Annotated in this window: 24 protein-coding genes and 3 pseudogenes; 11 read left to right on the forward strand and 16 right to left on the reverse strand. The window is 32.5% G+C overall.

What is annotated here, in order from left to right; all coding sequences use genetic code 11:
• Nucleotides 1-183: 183 nt before the first annotated feature.
• Nucleotides 184-509 (reverse strand): annotated as a pseudogene (locus AAHM86_RS07155) (transposase).
• A gap of 192 nt (nt 510-701) precedes the next feature.
• Between AAHM86_RS07155 and AAHM86_RS01565 the strand changes: the two are divergent.
• The 4 genes from AAHM86_RS01565 (at nt 702) to AAHM86_RS01580 (ending at nt 2795) form a co-directional block, all read left to right on the forward strand.
• Nucleotides 702-1322 (forward strand): palindromic element RPE1 domain-containing protein, encoded by a 621-nt coding sequence (locus AAHM86_RS01565; RefSeq protein WP_342268038.1) that lies wholly within the window; start codon nt 702-704, stop codon nt 1320-1322.
• Nucleotides 1323-1404: 82 nt separating this feature from the next.
• Nucleotides 1405-1548, forward strand: coding sequence for a transposase (locus AAHM86_RS01570; protein ID WP_342267695.1), 144 nt, complete (start codon nt 1405-1407; stop codon nt 1546-1548).
• 18 nt (nt 1549-1566) lie between these two features.
• The gene (locus AAHM86_RS01575; protein ID WP_342268039.1) at nt 1567-2601 is read left to right on the forward strand and encodes an IS3 family transposase; all 1035 of its coding nucleotides are present in this window, start codon (nt 1567-1569) and stop codon (nt 2599-2601) included.
• Between the two features lie 65 nt (nt 2602-2666).
• Entirely contained in the window at nt 2667-2795 is a 129-nt protein-coding gene (locus tag AAHM86_RS01580; protein ID WP_342268040.1) for a hypothetical protein, read from the forward strand.
• A 200-nt stretch (nt 2796-2995) separates the two neighbouring features.
• Here the strand turns inward: AAHM86_RS01580 and lepA are convergent, their stop codons facing one another.
• A complete protein-coding gene (gene lepA, locus AAHM86_RS01585; RefSeq protein WP_342268041.1) occupies nt 2996-4798 on the reverse strand; it encodes a translation elongation factor 4 in 1803 nt (600 codons plus the stop codon).
• An 83-nt stretch (nt 4799-4881) separates the two neighbouring features.
• Between lepA and prfB the strand changes: the two genes are divergently transcribed.
• Nucleotides 4882-5992, forward strand: a protein-coding gene (gene prfB, locus AAHM86_RS01590) for a peptide chain release factor 2 (RefSeq protein WP_342268042.1) whose coding sequence is annotated in 2 segments (ribosomal slippage) — nt 4882-4950 and nt 4952-5992 — 1110 coding nt in all. Because the reading frame shifts where the segments join, the coding sequence is not laid out codon by codon here.
• 762 nt (nt 5993-6754) lie between these two features.
• Here prfB and AAHM86_RS01595 read toward each other — a convergent pair.
• From AAHM86_RS01595 to AAHM86_RS01645, 11 genes and pseudogenes are all read right to left on the reverse strand, one after another.
• A pseudogene (locus AAHM86_RS01595) lies at nt 6755-7540 on the reverse strand (SDR family NAD(P)-dependent oxidoreductase).
• A 431-nt stretch (nt 7541-7971) separates the two neighbouring features.
• On the reverse strand, nt 7972-8862 hold the full coding sequence (locus AAHM86_RS01600) for a HEPN domain-containing protein (protein ID WP_342268043.1): 891 nt from the start codon (nt 8860-8862) through the stop codon (nt 7972-7974).
• 126 nt (nt 8863-8988) lie between these two features.
• Nucleotides 8989-9237 carry a hypothetical protein gene (locus AAHM86_RS01605; RefSeq protein WP_342268044.1) on the reverse strand — a complete coding sequence of 83 codons (249 nt, stop codon included), beginning with the start codon at nt 9235-9237 and terminating at the stop codon, nt 8989-8991.
• 272 nt (nt 9238-9509) lie between these two features.
• Complete coding sequence (locus tag AAHM86_RS01610) at nt 9510-9725, reverse strand: transposase (protein ID WP_342268345.1); 216 nt, start codon at nt 9723-9725, stop codon at nt 9510-9512.
• Nucleotides 9726-9922: 197 nt separating this feature from the next.
• A pseudogene (locus AAHM86_RS01615) lies at nt 9923-10616 on the reverse strand (tyrosine-type recombinase/integrase).
• A gap of 2 nt (nt 10617-10618) precedes the next feature.
• On the reverse strand, nt 10619-10852 hold the full coding sequence (locus AAHM86_RS01620) for a Tn3 family transposase (RefSeq protein WP_342268346.1): 234 nt from the start codon (nt 10850-10852) through the stop codon (nt 10619-10621).
• A 27-nt stretch (nt 10853-10879) separates the two neighbouring features.
• Nucleotides 10880-11646, reverse strand: a protein-coding gene (locus AAHM86_RS01625; protein ID WP_342268347.1) for an IS5 family transposase whose coding sequence is annotated in 2 segments (ribosomal slippage) — nt 10880-11289 and nt 11289-11646 — 768 coding nt in all. Because the reading frame shifts where the segments join, the coding sequence is not laid out codon by codon here.
• Nucleotides 11647-11691: 45 nt separating this feature from the next.
• Nucleotides 11692-11907 (reverse strand): histidine phosphatase family protein, encoded by a 216-nt coding sequence (locus AAHM86_RS01630; RefSeq protein WP_342268045.1) that lies wholly within the window; start codon nt 11905-11907, stop codon nt 11692-11694.
• Nucleotides 11904-13841: a heme lyase CcmF/NrfE family subunit gene (locus AAHM86_RS01635; protein ID WP_410521569.1), complete on the reverse strand. Its 1938-nt coding sequence runs from the start codon at nt 13839-13841 to the stop codon at nt 11904-11906. The genes AAHM86_RS01630 and AAHM86_RS01635 overlap by 4 nt, the downstream gene beginning before the upstream one ends.
• Entirely contained in the window at nt 13834-15105 is a 1272-nt protein-coding gene (locus tag AAHM86_RS01640; protein WP_342268046.1) for an HlyC/CorC family transporter, read from the reverse strand. Before AAHM86_RS01640 ends, AAHM86_RS01635 begins: the two co-directional genes overlap by 8 nt.
• Nucleotides 15106-15134: 29 nt before the next feature.
• Entirely contained in the window at nt 15135-15320 is a 186-nt protein-coding gene (locus AAHM86_RS01645; protein WP_342268047.1) for a hypothetical protein, read from the reverse strand.
• Between the two features lie 534 nt (nt 15321-15854).
• Between AAHM86_RS01645 and lepB the strand changes: the two genes are divergently transcribed.
• The 4 genes from lepB to recO all read left to right on the forward strand — a co-directional run bounded on the left by lepB (nt 15855) and on the right by recO (nt 19191).
• Entirely contained in the window at nt 15855-16658 is an 804-nt protein-coding gene (gene lepB, locus AAHM86_RS01650; RefSeq protein WP_342268048.1) for a signal peptidase I, read from the forward strand.
• On the forward strand, nt 16645-17361 hold the full coding sequence (rnc, locus tag AAHM86_RS01655) for a ribonuclease III (protein ID WP_342268049.1): 717 nt from the start codon (nt 16645-16647) through the stop codon (nt 17359-17361). Before lepB ends, rnc begins: the two co-directional genes overlap by 14 nt.
• Before the next feature lie 217 nt (nt 17362-17578).
• Entirely contained in the window at nt 17579-18466 is an 888-nt protein-coding gene (era, locus tag AAHM86_RS01665) for a GTPase Era (protein ID WP_342268050.1), read from the forward strand.
• A gap of 2 nt (nt 18467-18468) precedes the next feature.
• Entirely contained in the window at nt 18469-19191 is a 723-nt protein-coding gene (gene recO, locus AAHM86_RS01670; protein ID WP_342268051.1) for a DNA repair protein RecO, read from the forward strand.
• Between the two features lie 18 nt (nt 19192-19209).
• Here the strand turns inward: recO and rpoD are convergent, their stop codons facing one another.
• Genes rpoD through AAHM86_RS01685 form a run of 3 tightly spaced genes read right to left on the reverse strand, consistent with a single transcriptional unit; the run spans nt 19210 to nt 23533 of the window.
• Nucleotides 19210-21126 (reverse strand): RNA polymerase sigma factor RpoD, encoded by a 1917-nt coding sequence (rpoD, locus tag AAHM86_RS01675; RefSeq protein WP_342268052.1) that lies wholly within the window; start codon nt 21124-21126, stop codon nt 19210-19212.
• Between the two features lie 17 nt (nt 21127-21143).
• Entirely contained in the window at nt 21144-22916 is a 1773-nt protein-coding gene (gene dnaG, locus AAHM86_RS01680) for a DNA primase (protein WP_342268053.1), read from the reverse strand.
• A complete protein-coding gene (locus AAHM86_RS01685; RefSeq protein WP_341752167.1) occupies nt 22913-23533 on the reverse strand; it encodes a diacylglycerol/polyprenol kinase family protein in 621 nt (206 codons plus the stop codon). The genes dnaG and AAHM86_RS01685 overlap by 4 nt, the downstream gene beginning before the upstream one ends.
• 76 nt (nt 23534-23609) lie before the next feature.
• Here AAHM86_RS01685 and greA point away from each other — a divergent pair, with 76 nt between their 5' ends.
• Nucleotides 23610-24101: a transcription elongation factor GreA gene (gene greA, locus AAHM86_RS01690; RefSeq protein ID WP_341748463.1), complete on the forward strand. Its 492-nt coding sequence runs from the start codon at nt 23610-23612 to the stop codon at nt 24099-24101.
• Nucleotides 24102-24450: 349 nt separating this feature from the next.
• Nucleotides 24451-25098 (forward strand): dienelactone hydrolase family protein, encoded by a 648-nt coding sequence (locus AAHM86_RS01695; RefSeq protein ID WP_342268054.1) that lies wholly within the window; start codon nt 24451-24453, stop codon nt 25096-25098.
• Nucleotides 25099-25196: the final 98 nt, after the last annotated feature.

Below are 25196 nucleotides of genomic sequence, written 5' to 3' on the forward strand. Positions count from 1 at the left end.
TCTACAGATAGTTATAATTTCCTTTATATTTCAAATTAATAGAGGGCTATATATGATAAATAATGATTCAAAGAATAATTAACCGGAATTGTCTACATCCTAAGCATGTAGCAGCTTTAAAAACCGCCCTTATAAATTATTTCAGAAAACAACGACTTGCTTTTTAATCTGCTTAATAATAGGTCATCCTAAATATCCCTTATCAACAAATAGCCAACCTTGCAATTCTTTCATTAACTTTGCTACAGGAAAACGATCATCAACATTTGCAGATGTCATTTTACAAGCCATTAACTCACCTTCATTATTAATTATCAAGTAAAGTTTTAAGCCAAAAAACATCCCATTGAGTTTTTGCCTTTTGTTGCTATGCCCTTAAAGACCTTGTGCCTTTTTTCTCTTTTTATATGACAAACATCTAGTGTTGTTGAATCTGCAAAATATATTCCTGTTTCTTTACCGGTAATGCCATGTAAAAAAATAGTAAAGGGCATCAAACTACTTTCCATTAACTCAACAAATCTATTATAACTCACTACCTTTGGAAAATAAGCTTTTAGAACTCTTAGTAACTTTAATTCACTTCCCACTACACTGCAACCCTTATATCTTTATATAATCCTTCTACACTTATATCGAACTCAAATTATATTACAACCTTAAGTAAAGTTGAGATTGAAAGCTTAGAGAAAAGCGGAGTTTTGCAATATAGTTTTTTTGAAGAACAGCTATGCGAAATAACTAGTAATGGTAAAAGATATATTTTAAGAAAAAATGGTTCTATAGCCCAAAAAGTTGAGTTTGATAGGAATAACCGAATTGAAAAACTAGTTAGCAAGGTGGAAGAACGTAATATATATGTATCAACGCATAAGAAAGCAAAGCCAAAAACTAGTTTAAATAATATTCAAAAAATTGCTGAAGAATGGCGGATAGATAAATTTATCAACCTAAAATTAGACGGCAACCAAATAGTGGTTGAAATTGATCAAGATAAGAAAAAAGAGTTATTTGCTCTTGATGGTTGTTATGCGATTGAAACACAAATTGAAATTAAACTGATGAGTAAAGAATTAGTTGATAAAGCTTACCATAATTTACATGAAGTAGAATCGAATTTTAGCAGTATGAAGACGGGATTACTCGAAGTAAGGTCGATTTTTTTAAGGAAAAGCAATAGACCTCTTTCGAAACTCGCTTATGCTGAGGGATTTGAAGGAGACGCGGAACGCAGAACCGCAGCGTACTCTAATTCCGTTAAGGATTCGAGTACCGCATCGACGTACAAATCACCAGCAGAAGTAGAGTTTCGAAAGATATAATGGACTGAAGAAAATGGACAAAAAAATAGAGTTAAAAGTTTCCTAATTAAGATAAAATAATAAGAAAAAATTAGGAGAAAAAATGACAAAAGAAAAAGTAAGAGTTTTTAGTGCTGAAGAAAAAACTAGGATAGTATTAGAAGTGCTGAAAGAAGAGAGTCCATTATCAGTGATAGCATCAAAATATGAGATAAACTCCAAGACAATTAGTAATTGGAAAAAATAATTTATATCAAATGCAGCATTGGCTTTTGAACCAGCAAAACTGGTAAGTAAATATCAGGAACAAATTAATATGCTGAAAGAACAAAATGATGAATTAGCGAAAACTCTTGGAAAAACAATAGTAGAGAGAGATTGGGCTGTGGGAAAGCTACAAAGCTTGGACTTATCAAATAGAAAAGAACTTGTCGATTCCAAGCTAGCAATGTTACCAAAGACAAGGCAATATGAATTATTAAAGATTAATCGTTCTTCAATGTACTATAAAGCAAAACCATTTAGTGGGTATAACTTAAATATTTTAAATAAAATAGATGAAATATATACTGATTATCCTGAATTTGGTTATCGTTATATCCATAGACAATTATTAGAAGATGGCTTGGTTATTGGTAAGGATCGGGTTCTAAAATATATGAACATGATTGGCATAGAGGCTATTTATCCAAAGAGGAAAAAGTTAACATCTGGAAAAGATAAACAGCATAAAATTTATAGTTATTTGCTTGATAAATATTGGTCTAATCTAGGTACAAGTAAAACTGTAGATGTACCTAACGCTAACGAGGTTTGGAGCAGAGATATCACTTATGTTAGAACTAATTCGGGATTTATGTACATGGCGGCAATTATAGATTGGCATAGTAGAGCTGTGTTGAGTTATAAATTGTCAAATAGTATGGATGTAAGTTTGGTAACTGAAGTATTGCATGATGCACTTAACAAATATCCTGCACCGCAGATATTTAATAGTGATCAGGGCAGTCAATATACTAGTCATGAACACATTGAAATTTTACAAGAGCATAACATTAAAGTTTCGATGAATAGTAAAGGAAGAAGTATTGATAATATAATTATGGAGAGATTTTTCCGAACTTTAAAATATAATTGTATATTTATTAATGATTTTAAAGATGTTAAAGAGCTAAAGAGTGGTATTGATGATTACATCAATCACTATAATTATAGAAGATTCCATTCAAGTATTGGTTATAAAAAGCCTATGAATATCTATCTAAATTCTATACAAAATTATGAACAAATTGCAGCTTGAAAAATGCAAAAATGGGAAACAACATTATTATTTTTTTGTCTTGATTTTTCAGTCCAGTATCCTATATGAAAAATAAGTTGAAACAGGGTCGTGGAGTAACTAAGGATGGTAAATATAATGTGACCATTGAGGAAGCATTAAGAGAGTTGGAAAAATATGTTTTTTATATTACACTATCAAAGGTTGTAAAGTAGCAAGATTATCAAAATTAACGGCTCTTCAGCAACATTTATTCAATTTATTTGATCTAACAATGCCCCAAATGACAAAATCTGCAAAATGATAAAATGTAGTCCGTAAAGAAAATTTAATTTTCTATCCCATACACCGCATACTAACCTCGTTTTATGGCACAATTTTGATCCTATCCATCTCGAAGATAAGTCGCGTGATATCACTCATCTCCTATTTTAAGAGCAGCTATAAAAGCAGATTGAGGTATCTCAACATTACCAATATTACGCATACGTTTTTTGCCAGCTTTTTGTTTTTCCAGTAATTTACGCTTACGAGTTATATCACCGCCGTAGCATTTAGATAAGACATCTTTACGCATTGCTTTGACAGTTTCTCTAGCAATTATTCTACTACCAATAGCAGCTTGAATAGCAATTTGAAATAATTGCCTTGGGATTAGATCACTAAGGCGTTTACACAATTCTCGACCTCGATATTCTGACCTTGAACGATGTACTATAGTAGATAAAGCATCAACTGGCTCACTATTAACCAAAATAGATAATTTTACTAAATCACTTTCCTGATAAACATCTATTTCCCAATCAAAGCTAGCATAGCCTTTTGTATAACTTTTTAACTTATCATAAAAATCAAATACTATCTCATTTAACGGTAATCGGTAAATTACCATAGCTCTACCGGCTACATAAGTTAATTCAATCTGCACCCCTCTTTTATCGGTACATAAAGATAACACATTACCTAAAAACTCATCTGGTACTAATATTGTTGCCTTAACCCAAGGCTCTAACATTGAGTCGATATTTTGCACAGGTGGCAAATCAGCTGGATTATGTATTTCTAATTGATTTCCATCACGCATATTAATCTTATAAATCACACTAGGAGCGGTGGTGATCATATCAAGGTCAAATTCGCGTTCCAATCTTTCTTGTACTATTTCAAGATGTAGTAACCCTAAAAATCCACAGCGAAAGCCAAAACCTAAGGCTGTTGAACTCTCTGCTTCAAATTCAAAGCTAGCATCGTTAAGTTTTAATTTAGCTAAAGAATCTTTTAAATGCTCAAATTGCGAAGCATCTGAAGGATATAAACCACAAAACACTACCGGTAAATGCGGCTTAAAACCAGGCAGAGATTCCTGACAAGGTCTTTTCTCGTCAGTTATTGTGTCCCCAACTTTACAATCAGCAACTTGTTTTATTGAAGCAGTAAAGAAGCCTATTTCTCCTGGGTATAAAATATCTGATATATGTTTTCTAGGAGTAAAATACCCAACATTGTCAACATTATAAGTAGAATTGGTAGCCATCATTTTAATACGCATATTCTTGCGTAAAACTCCATCGATAACTCTAACTAAAATTACTACCCCTAGGTAAGAATCGTACCAGCTATCAACTAATAATGCCTTTAAAATATCTGTTTGATTAGTTTTTGGACATGGCAGCCTATTAACAATTGCTTCCAGTACCTCCTCTATTCCTATACCACTTTTTGCAGAAATCAATAATGCATCGCTTGCATCTATGCCAATTACGTCCTCTATCTGTTGCTTAACTTTATCAGGATCAGCAGCTGGTAGATCAATTTTATTTAGTACTGGAATAATTTCATGATTATTATCGATCGCTTGATAAACATTTGCTAGAGTTTGTGCCTCAACACCTTGGCTACTATCCACTACTAACAAAGAACCTTCACAAGCAGCTAACGATCTACTCACCTCATAAGAGAAATCCACATGACCAGGAGTATCCATTAGGTTTAGATAGTAGGTATTACCATTTCTTGCTGTGTAAGTTAATCTAACAGTCTGTGCTTTGATAGTGATACCACGTTCTTTTTCTATGTCCATTGAGTCAAGTACCTGATGACTCATTTCCCGAGCTGCCAACCCCCCACAATATTCAATTAATCTATCTGCTAGAGTAGACTTACCATGATCAATATGAGCAATGATTGAAAAATTTCTGATAAAGTTTTGATTATTCATGGTATATTTGGTATAATGTTAAAATTAGAAAGAAGTTTTATCTTTATATAATAAAATTCCATTTTATAGTAGGAAAATTAATAATGCGTGCTGAAATTGAACATTATGTAAAAAAAATCGAACAGTCTTTAGAGCTGCTCAGGAGGTCTCTTTGATTTCGATAACGCAAGCAAAAGGCTTCTAGAGCTAGAAAATATATCAGAAGATCCGGATCTGTGGAATAATCAAGAGAAGGCCTCGAGTATTCTAAAAGAAAAAAGACTTCTAGATATCAAGCTTAACTCGTTTAAACAACTTCAGTCTAATTTTACGGAATGTTTAGAACTTGAGGATTTGGCATTTACTGAAAATGATCAACAAGTTTTGCAGCAAGTTCAAGAAGATTTAGGGAAACTATCTATTATTGCCGGAAAATTTGAGACTGAATGTTTATTTTCTGGAGAATTTGACAGTAATAATTGCTTTCTAGAAATCAACGCCGGAGCTGGAGGAACAGAAAGCCACGACTGGGCATCAATTATGATGCGTATGTATTTACGCTTTGCAGAAAGGCTGGGTTTTAAAAGCGAAGTTATTCATCTTATTAATGGCGAAGAAGCTGGAATAAAATCATGTACTATCAAAATTAATGGCTACCAAGCATATGGTTGGTTTAGAACAGAATCTGGTGTGCATAGGCTAGTTAGGATATCACCTTTTAATGCCGCAGGTAAAAGGATGACTAGTTTTGCTAGCAGTTGGGTATATCCAGAAATTGACGATGATATTTCCATTACAATAGATGAAAAAGATCTTAGAATTGATACTTATAGGTCTTCCGGGGCTGGGGGGCAACATGTAAACACTACCGATTCTGCAGTAAGGATTACCCACTTACCAACTAATATCGTAACCCAGTGCCAAAATGATAGATCGCAGCATAAAAATAAAGCACAAGCTATGAAAATGCTTAAAGCAAGGCTTTATGAGTCGGAGTTAAAAAAACGTACCGATGATATTAATGAACAAAATGCATCCAAGACTGAAAATGGTTGGGGACATCAGATAAGATCTTATGTATTACAACCTTATCAGATGGTTAAGGATTTACGTACCAACCATGAAACTTCTGATACTAAGGGGATACTTGACGGAGATTTAGAGAAATTCGTTTCAGCCAGCCTATCAATGAGTGTTGGTAATATTAGTCATTAGACTAAACTATTTATATACTCAGGTAGAACTTCAAGAAGAGCTAGCCTGAATATTGTACAATCAATTATCATAATACCCACAAAGTATTGATAATATCAGGAAGTACAGTAATTTTATAAAAAATATAAATTTACAAAGTGTATTTTTAGATAATCGACCTGCATACCTTTTAGTATAAGGTCTACACGACAGAAAATTGCTGTCATCATGCAATATTCAGGCTAGGCAGTAGCAAAGTCGAGCAGCTATATACTCGATGAAAATCAAGAATTGTGTTGTCGTTTTCAGGGATCGTAGGTAGTCACGTACTAAATGTCATATCTTTACCCACATCTTTTTAAATAGGTTATACATATCAGGTTTTAATATCAAAGATGTATTTTTAAAGCCTAATAAGTATGCCGCTTTTAAAAGATGTGGGTAAAGATATGACTAAATGTACGCCTAGCACCTCGACTTGGTAATTCCTAGCAATTCTTGATTTTCATTGAGTAATCGTAGATTCTTAAAATTCTGCTTAGTCAATTAAGAATAATTATTCTTATATCGATACTTGCTTTGTTATAAGGAAAAATGTACTCTTGAAGCAGCTGACGCGGATGCATTTTAACTTTTTTCATCATTCAATATGTGATTTTAATTGTTAAAATCACATATTGAATGGAGTATTATATTTTAACAATCAGGTGGGCAGCCGCTTCAAACCTGATTGTTTCTATATATAATACTGAATTCGATGTAACTTGTTACATCGAATTCAGGTTAATTGACGTAAGTGGAGTTATTTGCCTCCCCACGAAATACCCCACCATCAACAGTAATACATGAACCTGTGACATACCTAGATGCTTTGTTTGAGGCAAGGTATAAAATTGCACCATCAAGGTCAGTAGGTTCTGCTACAAAATGTAGTGGTATAAGTTCCTCTAATTCTTTACGTTGTTTCTCTGTACTTAATTTGTAATCTGTAAGCGGTGTATGAAATATGCCAGGTATAATACAATTAATTCGAATATGTGCAGTTGCCAGCTCTCCTACTAATGCCTTTGTCATTTGAATCACAGATGCTTTAGAGGCACAGTAGCCAGCGATATTTTCACGTAAACGATTTGCTCCATTGACACTAGCAATATTAATAATAGTTCTGTGGATGTCATGGTTTTTCATATGATTGGCAACCATTTTGCTAACGTACCAAACTCCTATTACATTAGTTTTTATGACAGACTCGAAGTCATCCAGTTCATCTAACTCAAAGACTGGTGTGAGTTTTGCAATTCCGGCATTATTAATACAAATATTTATGAGTTCTCTTTATTGTTCCAGTCTATCAAAGGCTCTTTGAACGGAGGTTTTATCTGCTACATCCATTTCCAAGGCAACAGCATTGTTAAGCTCAGAGGATAAAGTTTGCAGTTTATCTAGTCTTCTACTAGCTAATATGACTCGTACCCCTTGGCTAGAAAGAAGGCGTGCGAATTGTTCTCCAAGACCACTACTAGCTCCTGTAATTAAAGCTGTCTTGCCTGTTAAATTAAAAAGTTCCATTATTTTAACCTCAATTACTATGCTTACATTCTATTTATTTAGCAAATGAGAGTATATTCTTCTGCTTTGAAGAATTGTTTTTTAAAAATATCATGGATTCGCATGTTCACATACTATAACGCTTGCTCACCATTCATTTTCAAATCCAATTCGTAGGATCATTTGAGTATATATTCCCATAGTACCCTACATTTTTTATGCCACTGTTGTTAAGAGGCTTTCCGAGCGTCATTGCGAGGAGTCGCTGAAAGCGGCGACGCGGCAATCTAGGATACACGAAGCGTACTAGAAAAAAACAGCTTCGCTGTTTACCTAGATCGCCACGGCATCTAAAGATGCCTCGCGATGACGATTATAAAAAAATGTAGGGTACTATGATATATTCCTAATTTGATAAAGTTTTTATTGAAAAAATACCTCAGGAAAAATAATTACATTAATTCTTCTTTATTAATCCTTTCTAGACATATCTTTTCAGTCACTATCTTTAATTCCTCTACCCGGTTAATAAGGTAAAGTAATTGTTCTTTACTAATTGTATAATCTTGATCATATCTTGCATCAACATAAGCATTTCGCAGTAACGTAAAGCACTCTTCTTGCTCAGGAGTCTCATGTGGAAATATCTTATAGAGATCGTAATGATGACTTCTAGCCCTATCGCCAAGTCCTAGTATATCATGTGACTTAGCCTTGTAACCAGTAAAAACTAACAGGATAGCATTATAAAAGCTCTCGGTAGCTTGATGGAGTTCAAAAGCACACTTATTAAAATTATTTCTTTGTAAGATATTATGGACGTCAATTATGCATTCTATACCTTTCCTAAACCAATATTTAAAATCTTTCTCAGCTATTGGTCTACGTTCCTGCCATGATAGTTCCTTAGCTTCAGATAGTATAAATTCACCACTATCATATAAAAGAATTCCCTCTTTCTTGATATCACTAAAGAAATACTGACCTTTTTCCAGTTGCCTATTTACCAGTTTAATAGCTTCAAGTATCAGAATAATTGGTGGTTTTTCATCTAATGAGAATTTTTTACCTAGCCTGTTCTCTATCTTATATTGTAGGTTTATAGCTGGATAGCCGGCATATTCTCCGTTCTTTAAAATCAACAAAAGATCAAAATCACTTTGATACTTATAATAACTAATATCCCCTACCTTCTCTATATCCTCTACCCAATCTCCTCTAGCATAAGAGCCAAATAAGATAATCATTGCTATTTTTGATTTGCCTACATATAGGATTTCTTTAACAATATTATCTAGCTTTTCTTTAATCACTAGTGAACGACTAGGTAAGGTAGTTTTCATAAAACTGCTTTTTTATTCCAAATCAATCATATACTAAATATAGCAAATAGTCAACAATAATTTAACTGTAAATTGATTTATTTTCTCAAAGTTGCTATGAAAGTTAGCAACACTTCTTTTATTAACTTAAACCATATTTAACTCATTAATAAAGCAATGATCTATTTTGATAGTGTTTATCCAAGTTTTTATTACTTGTTTATGAGTTACAACTATTACGTATTTATAATCTAAATACCTTCTTAATACATTATTTGCTCTATTACTTAATAACTCTTTTGATACCCATCTTTTACTAATACCAGCTGGATATACCCCCTTATTTTTTTTATAATCCTCAATTGTACTTTTTAATTCGTATTGATTTTTTATCATAAAATTTAAATTCGGTTGCCATTCTCTTAAATCAAATTCAACAATAATATCTAGATTAATATTTTTTGATATAATTGCAGCAGTTTAAAGTACTCTAGGGTATATCGTCACGAGATTTTAGCCCACATAAGTAATCCCCTTAGACAAAGACCCGCCATGTATGATTTTGTGTTTTTAGCATATCTTGTTGCTATACCACGCCATTCTTTAAATGTTTGAAATGTATTTTTAATAATGTGCCTTAGCTTATATATATCCTTATCTATCTCTCTTTAAATCTTCCTGTTTCTTTTTGATGGTATTACAGGAATTATGTTTGCTTTCTCGATAGATTCTACTATGAGATTTGTATCGTAAGCTTTATCCGCTATAATGTGTTGTGCCTCTATATTTTGGGTTAATTCACAAGCTTGAGTACAATCGTTTCTGGAACCTTCTGTAACAATAATTCTGACCGGCATACCATGCACATCCACGGCCATATGTATCTTTGTATTGAACCCCCCTTTGTACGGCTAATCGTTTGATTTCCGCCTTTCGCTCCAAACCCTGCTTTATGAGTTTTTACAAATGTAGAATCTATCATTAACTATTCGAAATCAGGAGCATTTATAAAAATATTTAGTACATGCTCCCATATGGCCCAATACTAAAGATCATGCAAGGAGCGGCAAAGTTAAGGAGTTTAAACAGGGAAATTTTTTATATTTTCTTCATATATTTTTTGGGCTTCCGATAACGATAATTTTAAATAAATCTCTAAAGACTGGCGGGTTTCATGGCCAGAGTATGGTTGAATAAGTGCATCATCTATCCCTCTTTTTTTAAGCCAAGTAAACAAAAAATGATGTAATTTGTGTGGAGAAATGTTTTGTTGCATACCTGCTAAATTACTATATTTTTCTAATTCCTCTATCAGAATAGGGCTTTTTCCAACTTGACTCAAATAGGTAAGAAGTCTTATTCTCTGAGGTACTAGTGATATACATCGCTAATGTTTCCCGAAAACTTCTTGGAAAAGGTACTATTCTATCTTTTTTTCCTTTTCCAGCAATAATTTTAATTTGGCATCCATCCACGTTAACATCTGGTTTTTTGAGTCTTACCAGTTCACTTACTCTTATACCTGTATATATTAACACTTTTATAATTATAATGTCTTGTATATTCTTACTTTTCCATATTACATCATAGTACTTTTGTATTTCTTCTTCATTTGGAACATATGGTAATTTTTTAGGTTGCACAGTAACAACCACTTCTAATTCTTGCCTTAAATACATAAATACAGTACGTAAATAGCCATAATCCGGAGATTCAGATCTTAGGTATTTAGCTAATTGCAAAGCTTTTTTCCTTGGAGGGGTTCTTTTATTCATAGTTATGCTGCCTCTTGTGTAAAAAGAGTTTGGTCAACATTAATTGCTAAACGCTTATTTAGATCTAAACTAAAACTACCATATGGGTTAATATGTTCACTAATTAGTGAAGAAATTGCTCTTTTGTCCTCATTACTCATCCTTTCCAGCCAAGATGATTCAACTAATATCTGTTGTAACATTAAAGTATTAATGTACACCATTGATAACTGTAATAAATTTAATGCACTATGTATTTCTTGTCTTAGTTCTAGGGTATATCGTCACGAGATTTTAGCCCACATTAGTAATCCCCTTAGACAAAGGCCTGCCATGTATGATTTTGTATTTTTAGCATATCTTGTTGCTATACCACACCATTCTTTAAATTTTTGAAATGTATTTTCAATAATGTGCCTTAACTTATATAAATCCTTATCTATCTCTCTTTGAATCTTCTTTCTGTTTCTTTTTGATGGTATTACAGGAATTATATTTGCTTGTTCAGCAAATTCTACGATGCTATTTGTGTCATAAGCTTTATCTGCTATAAGGTACTCTGCCTCTATATTTTGGATTAATTCACAAGCTTGAGTACAATCGTTTCTGGAACCTTCTGTAACAATAATTCTGACCGGCATACCATGTGCATCCACGGCCATATGTATCTTTGTATTGAGCCCCCTTTTGTACGGCTAATCGTTTGATTCCCGCCTTTTGCCCCAAGTCCTGCTTTATGAACTTTTACAAATGTTGAATCTATCATTAACCATTCGAAATCAGGAGCATTTATAAAAATATTTAGTACATGCTCCCATACTCCATTATCGCACCATCTACAGAATCTTCTGTGTACATTCTTCCAATTCCCATAATCAGGTGGCAAATCTCTCCAAGGAGCTCCTATCCTAAATATCCACATTACTGCATTTACAAAGGTTCTATTATCTTTTGCAACCCCTCCCCAACAACCTTCCCTGCCAGGCAAATGCCTTTGTATCTTATTCCAAAGTTCATCATTTATATCATGTCTTCTATGTGCTAGCCCCATAACTCTTATCCCTATTACTATAATTAGTATAACCAACTTCACAAATTATTCAACTATAATCTCGTGACGATATGCCCTAGTATAAGGAGAAGATAAAATTATTTCTGCTTTTTTTAATCTATAGTCTTTAGATACTTCGTTAGCTTCTCTTGTGCCATTTTCTGTCAAACAAGGTAAATCTCTACTTGCCCCTTTTAGTTTATACCTTTCGTTTAATGCTAAATTGGTTTCACCATGCCTTATTAAGAAGAAAACTGTCATTTTTTCAATAATCCAATTAAGAATCCTCCAGCTGTAAGCACAATAGATAGCCAAATAAGACTCATCATCGGTTTGTAATATATTTTTGCGTGAATTACATCATCGTCAATTTTACTTAATACTGCGTAAAGATCATAAGTTAAATAAGAATATATATTACTTTCTTGGGATAGTTGTTTTTCTATTATATATAATCTATTCTCAGGCTTTAAGATGGTGATATTATTTTGTTGATCCTCAATCCAAAATTCAGCAATTTGCCGATAATAATTTTGGGCTGAGGATACTCTCATATCTTTTAAGGTAACTTCAAACCCACCAGCTGTTACCTTGTCTCCAACTTTTCCTATAAAATCTACTTCACTTTGTAATAATGAATTAAGAGTAATAGTTAAAACAAGTAAGCCAAAGCCTAAATGCCCTAAGATCATAGCAATATTAGCTTTTAGTTTGGTTCTAAAAAAATTGCTTTTTGCTAATATATAATAACAATTTTGTATTATTAGAAAAAGAGAAGATGTCACGGCACATGCTGAAATAAAACCATACTGAATTTGGTATGAGCTAATAACAGTTATTGCAAAAGAAATAAATAGTAAACAGACGTCATTGCGAGGATGCATAAGCCTACGAAGCAATCCATTTCTAATTACTTTTCTGGATTGCTTCGTCGACATTAGCTCTCCTCGCAATGACGTCTGTGAGTTAGTCGGGTTAGCTATATGATTTGTTTGAGCAATGCCAACTAGTAGAACTATTGGAATAATGAAGATTATAAAATTATTGATAAAAAATCTTTCACTAATGGTAATAGATTCTTGGTATAATAAAGAATAAACTATGGGGTAAATGGTGGCACATAGTAATATTACTAGGGCTGTTAAGAAAAATATACTACCCCAAATAATAAGTTTGTACTTAAATTTATGTTTGTCTAATCCTGCTGGATCGGGTTGAGTGATATTTTGTCCTTTTACTAATAGTAAAACTAAACTTGATATAGCAATAATAGCAAATATTACCAACATGTAAATTGCTCGCTCAGGTGATGAGGCAAAAGAATGGATTGAGGTGATTAGCCCTGAGCGTACCAAAAACGTACTAAATACTACCAATAAAAAAGTGATGATTGATAAGGTTATCGTCCAATTTTTCATTTGCCCAGATTTTATCGTTACCAAGATTGAGTGATGTAGAACGATAGCCGACAGCCATGGTAGCAGGGAAATATTTTCTACTGGATCAAAAAACCAAAAACCACCCCAGCCAAGTTCTCTATAAGCCCACCATGATCCTAAGGCTATTCCTAAGGTTGAAAATAGCATTCCTAGATTGGTAAATATTTTAATTGCTCTGAGATTAACAAAGTCTAAACTAGACGTAAGCAGGATTACGCAAGCAGATGTGAAAGGTACGACGTAACAGACGTAACCTAAATATAATATAGGTGGATGTATTATTAGTGCAATATCTTGCAGCATGGGGTTTAAGCCGAGCCCCTGGGCGGGACGGAAGGATAGGCTGTCAAATGGGTTAGAGGTAAAATAAATGAAACTACCGAACAAGATTTGTATTAGTGCTAGTATAATTGTGTGATAGACTTGAATTGGACGGCTATTGAATAGTGCAATATAAATAACACCTATAGTTTGTAATAAACATAGCCATAATAGGATAGATCCCTCATGACTCGCCCAGCTAGCAGCAATTTTAAATCCAAGAGGTTTTAATGTACTAGAATTCAGAAAGACATTCTGCACAGAAAAATCTGATATGATAAATCCATATACTAATAGCAAGAAAGATAATAATGTTGACAGGAAACTAAGGTAGAAAAAAAAAGTAGCAGAACGATATAAATATAAAGAACTAACAACTGTTAGTATGCTGAATAAAATTGCAGATATTTGTAAATAATTGCCAAGACTACTTATCACTTTCAGATTCTTTATTTGGTAGAATAATGACTTTTATGCTATCAAGTCTGTTACCTATTTTTTTGTTAATAGTGATACTTAAATTAAATATCTTGATAGATTCTCCTTGATTGGGAATACACTCAAGTTTATGGATAATTAAGCCAGCTATGGTATTTGCGTCATCATCAGGTAGACTCCAATTTAATTCTCTATTTACATCTCTTATGGTTACAGATCCATCAATAATAAACTCCACATCAGATTTTTTTACAATTGTGTTAATAGGATAATCATGCTCATCGATAATAGGACCAACGATCTCTTCTAGAATATCTTCTAGAGTAATAATACCTTGTAGATCACCATATTCGTCAACAACACAGGCAAAATGGCTTTTTCTTTCTCTAAAAGCATGAAGTTGATGAGTTACCAAAGCATTATCAGGTATAAACCAAGGCTGATTTACTAATTCTTTGATATTAATTTTTTTTGCATCGTTATTCTTTTCATAAAGAGCCCGGAGTAGATCTCTCATGTGAAGTACGCCAATTATGTTGTCCTGAGTGTCCTTCCATAATGGTATTCTTGTATGGGGGCTAGATAATAATGCTCGCCTCACTATCTCCTCTTTAGGCAAATCTATATTAATGGCTACTATGTTACTTCTATGTATCATAATTTCAGATACTGTCATTTTCCTAATATCTAATATACCCCCTAACATGTCACGGTCAGATTTATAAACATTACCTTCTTGATGATAATGTTCAATAACTCCTCTGACTTCTTCTGCTCCCGAGATATTTTGTTGTAGATTAATACAGAAAATAAAACAGAACAGCTTAACTATAACTTCAAAAATAGAATTAATTGGTTTCAAAAGCTTTAGGAAAAATATAATTGCTGGAGAAGTGAATAATGCTAACTGTTCTGCTTTTGCTACAGCAATAGCTTTAGGTATTATCTCGCCGAAAACAATTATCACGAAAGCCATCACTGCTGAAGCTACGACAGTGCCACTATCACCTAGCCAATCGATAAATATACTGGTAGCAATGGTAGTGCAAACAGTATTAAGCAGAGTATTACCAATCAATAATGTGCCAATTACTTTTTCTTTATTCTTGAGAACTTGTAATACAGTGTTACGTTTAATAGCTTTTGCCTTAAACTTTTGTATTTTCCCCGGAGAAGACGCGGTGATGGCCGTTTCAGTAGCTGAAAGCAGTGCGGCACATCCTATCATTAGAACAATAATGATTGTCAAAAAAATAGTCATTGATCCTTGTATAAATTATTAGCGTAAATCTAATTATATTGGCAACTGTGCAATTCCCCTAATACTTTTTTAGTATGCTCTTGCCTTAAACTCATGCTACAGGGCTTATTTCTTTTCTTGCCTGAATTTGCTAAAAAATAATTTTGATTATTTTTATCAAAATACTTACAAAAATCATCAATTGAACAGAATATTTCCTCTAGGGAAGCCAACATAGTTACCTCTTTAATTGTCAGTTAAAATTAGTAACTTTAATTCACTTCCCACTACACCTCAACCCTTATATCTTTATATAATCCTTCTACACTTATATCGAACTCAGGTTAACTAACCAACTGATGTAATGAAATAACATTGTAGAGGTAAACAGAATATTAAGAGATTCTAACCTAGAATATGCGAAAGAAAATGATAATGATGGTAAATAAGACAACCTTAGCTTACAAAAAAACTGATTTATCCAATGGCTCTTTGAAGGCGACAAGTTGATAAGTATAGTTTGTAAGCCAGCGAATTCCATCAGGGTTGTAGAGTAAATTTTATCTGTATTATTGAAAATATTAATAAAATTCACTTTGCTATAAGCCGGATACATGGCTGCATTTGCTTTTTTGCTATTGACGTTATTTTTTTTCTTGCATTATATGGGTAGATCTATACATGAACTAGGGGCGATTCAAAAATTGCTGGATTTAAACATAGTAATAAGGTATTGTAGGCTGAATTTAGTTCGTTATTAAATAATAATTATGCAAACAACAACTGCGGTTACCAACAAAAAAACACAAATTAAAGAATATACGTCTTTTATCTTTACAATATTTTTGGCACTGATGATAAGATTTTTTGTCATGGAACTTTTTTTTGTGCCAACAGGTTCAATGAAAGCGACCGTGCTGGAGAATGATTATATTTTTTCAACAAAATATTCTTATGGATATAGTAATTACTCTTTTCCGTTTAGTCCTAATATTTTGAATGGAAGAATATGGGCGGCACAGCCACAAAGAGGAGATATAATAGTTTTTCGCCCACCAAATAATATGGATATTCGATTTATAAAAAGACTAATTGGCCTACCTGGCGATAAAGTACAATTAATCAATGATGTAGTGTATATAAATGATAAAGCTATAGAACGCACTGAAATTGGTACATATACAAGTGAAGAAGGAAAAAATTATATAAAATATAAGGAAATGTTACCTAATGGTGTAAGTTATTTTTCTTATAAATTAAAACAAAATAATCATTCATTAGTAAATAAATATGGTAATACGGAAAGCTTTTATGTACCTGAAGGTAAGTATTTCTTTCTTGGAGATAACAGAGATGAATCGAATGATAGTAGGATATATCTAGGATTTGTACCGTTTAAAAACTTTATTGCCAAAGGACAATTTATTATTTTTTCTACAAAAGAAGAATTATGGCAAAGTGATATTGGGATAATTAATCAAATACTCCGTGTTGGTACTTGGCTGGCATCTATTAGATTTAACAGAATATTTACGTCCCTTTATACAGATAAAATACAAAATGATAACAAGTAAAGAATCAGCTCTTTCTGCTCCGGAAAAGCTTGAACAAGATATAGGATATAATTTTAATAATAAATCTCTTTTACTTGAAGCGTTAAGTCATCCTTCTCTTAAGCAACATGTACTAAAGCATGGAATTCAAAAAAACTATGAACGTTTAGAATTACTTGGTGATGCAATAATTAATTTTATCATTACTGAAATTTTATTTAAAAATTTCTCTACTTATGATGAGGGGAAATTAGCAAAAATTAGAGCATATCTAGTCTGTAAAGAATCACTTTGCAAAGTAGCTGCAAAAATCAATTTGTCAGACTATATTATTATGACCCATGGCGAGGAAGTATTAGGGGGAAGGCAAAATCCTAATAATATTGAGAATACTATGGAAGCATTAATTGCTGCCATTTATCTTGATAGTAACATTGATACAACCCAAAAAATAGTATATAATTTGTGGTATGAGTTTATATCTATTACTGATTTAGCTGATTATGACCCTAAAACTACTCTTCAGGAATTAGCACAAAGAAAGGGAATTGAAAGACCCGTGTATGAAGTGATAAAAAGAGAAGGATCACCACACGCATCTATCTTCACTGTATTAGTAAAAATGGAAGCCTACCAACAAACTGGTACTGGTCATTCAGTTAAAGAAGCAGAAAAAGTTGCTGCTCGTAAATTAATGAACTATTTTAACCTGAGTTCGACGTAAGACATTAGACCTCTTTCGAAACTCGCTTATGCTGAGGGATTTGAAGGAGACGCGGAACGCAGAACCGCAGCGTACTCTAATGTACGTGAGGATTCGAGTACCGCATCGACGTACAAATCACCAGCAGAAGTAGAGTTTCGAAAGAGGTCTATTGATTTAATGGTTTCGATGTTCCCTCTATATATCAAATTCAGGTTATTTTGAGCTGGTGAATTGTATGCCTCAGAAGACAATATCTTTATGTATAATCGGCAAACCAAATGCTGGTAAATCATCATTATTAAACAAACTTATTGGACAAAAAATCTCCATAGTAACGAATAAAGTTCAAACGACTCGCTCCATTATAACTGGAATAGTTACCATAAAAGATACGCAGCTGATAATATTAGATACGCCAGGTATATTCGAGCCAAAGAAACAGCTGGAAAAAGCAATGGTACGGTGTGCATGGTCAAGTTTACATGGCGTAGATTTAGTTTTATTGATAATAGATAGTACGAAACCTATTGATCAATTTACGTTACAAATACTTAAAAAGTTGCAAACTCTTAAAATAAATTTAATCTTTTTGTTAAACAAGATTGATAGCCCTTCTGAATATCTAGAAGAAATAGAAAATACTCTAAAATCTCAGTTCATAGATAATTATATATTGAAGACGTCCGTTTTATCCGGTAAAAATATCAATAAATTACTCAATTATATACAAAGCCAAGCTAAAGAATCGCCTTGGTTGTATGAAGAGGATGATGTTACTAATTTGCCTATGCGATTTTTAGCTGCTGAGATAACTAGGGAACAATTATTCTTGAATCTCCACCAAGAATTACCTTATAATTTAACTGTTCAAACTGAAATGTGGCAAGAGAATAATGATAAGTCTATCAAAATTCATCAGGTAATAGTGGTTTCAAAGAATTCTTATAAGACTATTATTTTAGGAAACAATGGTTGTAAAATTAAAGAAATAGGATCTAAGGCAAGAATAGAGATGCAGCTAGCTTTTGATTGTAAAATTCACCTTTTCCTTTTTGTGAAAGTACGTGAGCTTTGGGAAAATGATCCGCACTCATATAGATATATGAGATTGAAACAAGTTTAAATATGAATTTTAAAGATATAGGTATAATAATTGCCAAAAAACCACTAAAAGAAAATACGGCTATTATTACAGTTTTTACTGAGAATCATGGCTTATATTCCGGTGTAATACGAGAAACATCTAAAAAATTTGGTTCTGTAAATCAACAAGGTAATATTGTTGATTTTTTTTGGCAAGCTAGATTACACGAGCATCTAGGAATGGCTAAATGCGAATTAATAAAATCTTACGCTGGTCTTTTAATAACTAATAAAATTAAGCTTTACGCTTTTAATTCAATTATTAGCCTTATTAAGATGGCATTTCATGAAAGAGAAAATCACAATAAATTTTTTCCAATTTTTGTAAAATATTTAAGTAGTCTAGCAAATAATTTTATTTTTGAGGAATATATTAAATTTGAATTAGCCATACTTCAAGAATCAGGTTATGGTCTTGATTTGCATAAATGTGCAGTAACAGGTACTAGGGAAAATCTATCTTACGTCTCGCCAAAATCTGGAAGAGCTGTATGCTTATCAGAGGGATTACCATATCAAGACAGGCTTCTAATCTTACCACAATTCTTAACCTCCACTAATAGCCAAATTACTAATAATGATAAAAAACAATCTTTTAATTTAACTACATATTTTTTTAACCGGTATTTCTTTCACAACCAACAACAACTACATGTACGAGAGAATTGCATAGAATATATTATTCGATTTGCAACATTCACATAAAATAAAACCTATAGAAAATCAGCCTCCAAAAGCAGATTCTGAAGAATTGTTTTGCTTTCTAGAACCACCCCGAAAACTACTAAGTTTTTTAGATCTAGTCGGATGCTTCAATTTGCGTAGTGCTTTGGACTCTATTTGCCTAATACGTTCCCTAGTAACGTTGAATTGTTGTCCAACTTCTTCTAGTGTATGATCGGTACTCATTCCTATACCAAATCTCATCCTTAGAACTCTTTCTTCACGAGGAGTAAGAGTTGCTAAAACTCTAGTTGTGACCTCTCGTAAGTTAGATTGAATTGCTGCGTCAAGCGGTAATATAGCATTTTTGTCTTCAATAAAGTCTCCAAGATAACTACCATCATCATCGCCTATTGGATTTTCTAAGCTAATTGGTTCTTTAGCTATTTTCATTACTTTTCGTACTTTATCAACTGGCATAGAAAGGCGAGCAGCAATTTCTGCCGGAGTCGGTTCATAACCTAGCTCGTTAAGCATTTGCCTAGAGGTACGAATAATTTTATTGATCGTTTCAATCATATGCACGGGAATACGTATGGTTCTAGCTTGATCAGCTATAGCTCTAGTAATAGCTTGCCTAATCCACCAAGTAGCATAAGTGGAAAATTTATATCCCCTACGATAGTCAAATTTATCAACAGCCTTCATTAACCCAATATTTCCTTCCTGAATTAAATCTAAAAACTGTAATCCACGATTTGCATATTTTTTAGCAATTGAGATAACTAGACGCAAATTAGCCTCTATCATAGCTTTTTTTGCCCTAAGGACTTGTCTTTCACCCTTTTGTATTGTATGCACTAACTTTTTAAATTCAATAATTGGCAAACCAATAGTCATTTCCATGGTTTTTAATTCACTAATCATTTGATCAATAGCATCAGATTCTTTAGCAAGGAAATTCTTCCAATTAGATTGCTTGTTTTTTTGCATTTGCCTTTTCCAGTTTTCATCAATTACTGCTCCCATATATTCATTTAGGAAGTTCTGACGACTTATGCCATATTTTTCAGCTAATTTAAGGAAGTTCCCTTCTTTAGTTACTAATTCTCTATTTAGACTATATATTCTATTAAGAATTTCTTCTGTCCTTTTAGAGTGAAAATGGATACTAGAAATTTCAATAATTAGTAATTGTAGATTCTTGGCATATTTTTTGTTATCATGCAATCCCTTAGGTTGAGGATAACGTGTGTAATGTTTTTTTGCTTCAATTAACAACTCTTCAGAAAGTCTAGAAACTCTTTCCATACGCTTGACAACACTAGGTAATAACTGTAACTCAATAGTAGCTATTGATAAATTACTAGCTTCTTCATGTTCTTCATGATCTGATTCTATATAATTATTTTGATTCTCTTCAGAATTACTATCATCCCCGTTAATCATATTAGCTTCTAGATCAATCAAATCTCGGAGTAGTATTTTTTCATTAACTAAATCTTCATGCCATTTTATAAAGAATTTCATCGATATTGGATTTTCACAAAGTGACTTAACCATTATCTCTTTGCCTTCTTCAATATCTTGGGCTACTTCTATTTCAGCCTCACGAGAAAAAAGTCCAACTCCTCCCATATCTCGTAAATATAACCTTACTGGATCATCGGTTGTACCTAAGTTTTCTTCTTCACTTTCGTCTTCAGGCTCACGATCAACATTATTAGACAGTTTAAATTCATCATCTACATTAATATCAAGTTTGATCTCGTCATCATCACCTTCTATAATATCAACTCCAGCCTCAGAAAACTTTGATATTACCTTTTCTAGATCTTTTACTGATATATTATTAGTCATTGGAATGACTTTATTTAGATCATAATAAGTGACTGCAGTGCCTTTTTCTTTAGCTGTTTTAACTAGGTTATCAACTGCAGTACTTTTTACATCTATTTTCTCTTTTGCTTCTGTCATAATTTATAAACCTTGGGTCAATTAGTAAAAGATTCGTTTAGATTATAAATCTCTTTGGAGATTTTCAAAATTTCTTCTCGATATAATATAGCTTTTTTTAGCTCTTCGTCTGAGCCATTTTGAATAATTGAGCTATATTCTTGTTTTAATAGTACTAGGTGATGTTTTTTATGCAACCATTGCCAAAGTAAGTCAGAATCGATATCATCCTGATTAAATGACAAATCTAGAAATAGATTATTGGATTTTGACAATACTGAAAAAGTGTCATAAAATCCAGTTTTTTCTGCCAAAGCAATAATATTTTCCTGATCTAATATATCGTTGCTAATAATTTCTGCAAAATACCAATCACGAAAAGCTTCAAGCATTTTATTTTGGAAATTTAACGTTAATAAGAAATCCTTTATTTCTTGCTTTTTGATTATCTTTGGACACTTTACTAACATTATACAAAAGACTTGTTCTAACATCTCAATATCTGAATAATCCGGAGTTGACAATGTTACATTTGAATTTTTTACAGTTATTTTACTTTGACGTTTAATTAAATTCTGCCATATTTGATCTTTAAAATACCTATAGTAATTATGGCTAAGTAGCTTATCTTTTATTTGTTTACAATAATCTTCAAGATTCCTTTCCAAAATAGCTTTGTCTTCTGGAGTCGAGAAAGTCTTACCTTCATATTCGGAACGCCAAATCATTTCAGATAGATTAATTCTTTTATCAAAAATTTGTGTGAAACTTTCCGCTCCATCTTTATTTATAATATCATCAGGGTCACTTCCGCTAGGTAACATCACAAAGGAAATTTTCTTATTGCCATTTATCAGAGGTAGTACTAGATTAATTACCCGATGGGTGGCTTTTATTCCTGCTATATCACCATCTAAACAGAGTACTATTTCATCTCCGGCACGCCATAATTTTTGTAGGTGATTCTCTGTAACCGAAGTACCAAGACTTGCCATTGCTTCTTTAAAACCAGCTTGGTGCAAGGCAATAACATCTAAGTACCCTTCAACCAAAATTGAATGGTTTTTCTTATAAGCAACACTAATTGCATTATTCTCCCCATATAATGTTTCATTTTTTTGAAATAATATGGTTTCCGGAGAATTTAAATATTTAGGTAATCCATCACCAAGCACTCGCCCCCCAAAACCAACTACTTTATTATAAACATTTTTAATCGGAAAGATTATCCGATTATAAAATATTTCATATATTGTACCATCATCTCGCTTGCCCACTAAGCCTGCTTTTTGAAGTTTTTTCAAAGATATTGATTTTTTTTCAAAAAATTTCTGTAGTGCTTTAGCTGGAGGAGCAAAACCGATAGAGAATTCCTTAATTGCTTCTTTACTAATACCGCGGTCATGTAAGTAGCTACATACTTCTTGTGACAATTGTGATGTAAAAAATCTTTCAGCCATCTCTAAGATATCAAATAGTTCATCCGATTCTTCATAGAGTTTTTGTTGTGCTGCTGTTAATTTAGGCAATTCAATGCCATAATCATTAGCAAGTTTAATAGCTGCTTCCTTATAAGATAAACCGCTAAAGTTGGAAACAAACTTTATAACATCCCCGTGAACAGCACAGCCAAAGCAATAATAAAACTTCTTGGCATCATTTACAGTGAATGATGGAGATTTTTCAACATGGAAAGGACATAGTCCCAAGTAATTTCCAGATTTCTTAGTTAAGACTACTTTTTGTCTAACAACATCTGATAAATTAATCCGAGTTCTAAGAAGTTCATAAAATTCTAATGGAATTCTCATAAACTTAAAATAAAGGTGAATATGATTGTAGAGAAGCAGTAGCTAAGAGGTATTAATAAATTATCGTTTATTGATAACTCTTTTGAGTAGAATTCACTAATAGTAGCAACTATAGAACTAATTATGATAACAGTAAAACTAGTGTGATAGCCGATGAAAAAATACACTAATATGCTAATAAAAATTGCAGAAATTAGAAAGGCAATGGAACCTTCCAATGACTTGCCATTTTTTAGAGGCGTACCTATTTTTGTACCCACTAGTGCAGCAAGACAATCAGCTATTATCAATATAAGCCAAGATGAAATCGCTAAACCTTTTGAAAATAAAAGAGCAGTTAAGAAAAATCCAACTACCATAAAACTGCTACCACTTAGTCTGAATAAACCACTCTGTTCTTCAGGTCTCATAAACTTTCCAAGAAATTTATCTGTAAATTTCTTAACATATAAATTATAATGCCTTGTAATATCTATATATAATACACATATTATAAGTAGAAATAATAGTGTAGTAACAACTAATTTAGATGAAAATAAATAAAAAAGTGGTATAATCAAGCTGTATAAGTGGAAAGTTTTACGTTGTATTTCAAAATTAAAGAGTTTAGTTTGCATAATAACCTAAAAGGTCTATTTGACAAAGTTTGACACAACAAATATACTAGAAAACTTAACTTAGACAAGACATATTATTATGGCAGATTTTCCTATTACACATAAAGGGTTTGATAGTTTAGAAAAAGAAATTAAACATCTTAAACACATAGAACGACCAAAAGTAATTGAAGCTATAGCAACAGCTAGAGATTTTGGAGATTTATCTGAGAATGCAGAATACCATGCAGCACGGGAAAAACAAAGTTTTATTGAAGGTCGCATTTTGGATCTTGAAGATAAAATAGCAAGAGCTAAAATTATTGATACCTCAAAACTCTCCGGTGATACCATAAAATTTGGGGCGTTAGTTAAGTTGATCGATGATGAAACAGAGGAAATAGTTATATATCATATTGTTGGAGAGTATGAAGCAGATATAACCAAAAAGAGGGTATCCATAGTATCGCCAATTGCTAAGGCTCTCATCGGTAAAGGGGTCGGAGATATAGTAGAAGTAACCACTCCTAAAGGTTCAAAATCTTATGAGGTTTTAGAAGTATCCTATCAAGAATTAGTAGATATTTAAGATAATAACTATTAGTGCTAGCTTATTTATATGTTATAACCTGAATTCGATGTAACAAGTTACATCGAATTCAGTATTGTATATAGAAACAATCAGGTTTGAAGCGGTTCTACTCGATAATCAAGTTTTTTAGAATTATTAAAAAATACGTCATTGCGAGGAGTCACTTTAGTGGCGACGAAGCAATCCACAAAAAATATAATAAGTAATTTGGATTGCAGTGTCGCCACTAAAGTGGCTTCTCGCAATGACGTTTGACTACAAAGTTGTATACATCTTACTAATTTTGTGTGCATCGCCTAGGTTAACGGGGTATTACCCCTGTGGAAACTTTTTAAGAGCTTAAAAAATGATTAAAAATGAAATATTATCTTACCCAGAAGTAAAAAGTTTGAATGGTCAATGTAAAAAGCTTGTTGTGTTGTTACATGGGCTTGGTTCAGATGGGCATGACTTAATAAGCTTAGTTCCCTTTATATCTAAGGAATTACTAGATTGTCATTTTATCTCGCCGCATGGAGTTGAAAAATTTGACAATGCACCGTATGGTAGACAATGGTTTAGTCTAAATGATCGTACTCCTCATGTAATAGGGGAATTAGTTGATAAAAATAGTGGTTTAGTTAAAAAGATAATTCAAAAAAAACAAGCAGAACTAAATTTAACTAATAAAGATACTATCATAATTGGTTTTTCACAAGGCACTATGATGGGACTATATTTAAATTTGGTACAAAAAGAGCCTTTTGCTTGTGTGGTAGGCTTTTCTGGTAAATTAATCGCCCCACTAGAATGTATCAATAAAACTACGCCAGTTTGCGTAATACATGGCGAATTAGATGATGTGGTTGATGTAAGTAGCATGGACGAGATAATAGAATATTTACAGAAATATAATATTGATCATAGTAATTACAAGATACCAAATCTTATGCATTCTATTGATGATAGGGGTCTACAATTTGCCGTCAAGTTTATAAATACTAAAGCACAGTAAATTGTAATACGACGTTTTTTTAAGTACTTAATCCCAAGGAGTTTAGCAGATGTTTTACTGCTTAGGCAAGTAGCTTAAAACTTCAAATCATTTGAGTA

This window comes from Candidatus Tisiphia endosymbiont of Empis tessellata (assembly GCF_964031035.1).
Classification (GTDB): domain Bacteria; phylum Pseudomonadota; class Alphaproteobacteria; order Rickettsiales; family Rickettsiaceae; genus Tisiphia.

What these genes read in the sequence shown, in the direction of transcription:
- AAHM86_RS01570 (WP_342267695.1), top strand. Translation starts at nt 1,405, where the DNA reads ATGACAAAAGAAAAAGTAAGAGTTTTTAGTGCTGAAGAAAAAACTAGG.
- AAHM86_RS01580 (WP_342268040.1), top strand. Translation starts at nt 2,667, where the DNA reads ATGAAAAATAAGTTGAAACAGGGTCGTGGAGTAACTAAGGATGGTAAA.
- lepA (WP_342268041.1), bottom strand. Translation starts at nt 4,798, where the DNA reads ATGAATAATCAAAACTTTATCAGAAATTTTTCAATCATTGCTCATATT.
- AAHM86_RS01600 (WP_342268043.1), bottom strand. Translation starts at nt 8,862, where the DNA reads ATGAAAACTACCTTACCTAGTCGTTCACTAGTGATTAAAGAAAAGCTA.
- AAHM86_RS01605 (WP_342268044.1), bottom strand. Translation starts at nt 9,237, where the DNA reads ATGATAAAAAATCAATACGAATTAAAAAGTACAATTGAGGATTATAAA.
- AAHM86_RS01630 (WP_342268045.1), bottom strand. Translation starts at nt 11,907, where the DNA reads ATGACAGTTTTCTTCTTAATAAGGCATGGTGAAACCAATTTAGCATTA.
- AAHM86_RS01640 (WP_342268046.1), bottom strand. Translation starts at nt 15,105, where the DNA reads ATGACTATTTTTTTGACAATCATTATTGTTCTAATGATAGGATGTGCC.
- AAHM86_RS01645 (WP_342268047.1), bottom strand. Translation starts at nt 15,320, where the DNA reads ATGTTGGCTTCCCTAGAGGAAATATTCTGTTCAATTGATGATTTTTGT.
- lepB (WP_342268048.1), top strand. Translation starts at nt 15,855, where the DNA reads ATGCAAACAACAACTGCGGTTACCAACAAAAAAACACAAATTAAAGAA.
- rnc (WP_342268049.1), top strand. Translation starts at nt 16,645, where the DNA reads ATGATAACAAGTAAAGAATCAGCTCTTTCTGCTCCGGAAAAGCTTGAA.
- era (WP_342268050.1), top strand. Translation starts at nt 17,579, where the DNA reads ATGCCTCAGAAGACAATATCTTTATGTATAATCGGCAAACCAAATGCT.
- recO (WP_342268051.1), top strand. Translation starts at nt 18,469, where the DNA reads ATGAATTTTAAAGATATAGGTATAATAATTGCCAAAAAACCACTAAAA.
- rpoD (WP_342268052.1), bottom strand. Translation starts at nt 21,126, where the DNA reads ATGACAGAAGCAAAAGAGAAAATAGATGTAAAAAGTACTGCAGTTGAT.
- dnaG (WP_342268053.1), bottom strand. Translation starts at nt 22,916, where the DNA reads ATGAGAATTCCATTAGAATTTTATGAACTTCTTAGAACTCGGATTAAT.
- AAHM86_RS01685 (WP_341752167.1), bottom strand. Translation starts at nt 23,533, where the DNA reads ATGCAAACTAAACTCTTTAATTTTGAAATACAACGTAAAACTTTCCAC.
- AAHM86_RS01695 (WP_342268054.1), top strand. Translation starts at nt 24,451, where the DNA reads ATGATTAAAAATGAAATATTATCTTACCCAGAAGTAAAAAGTTTGAAT.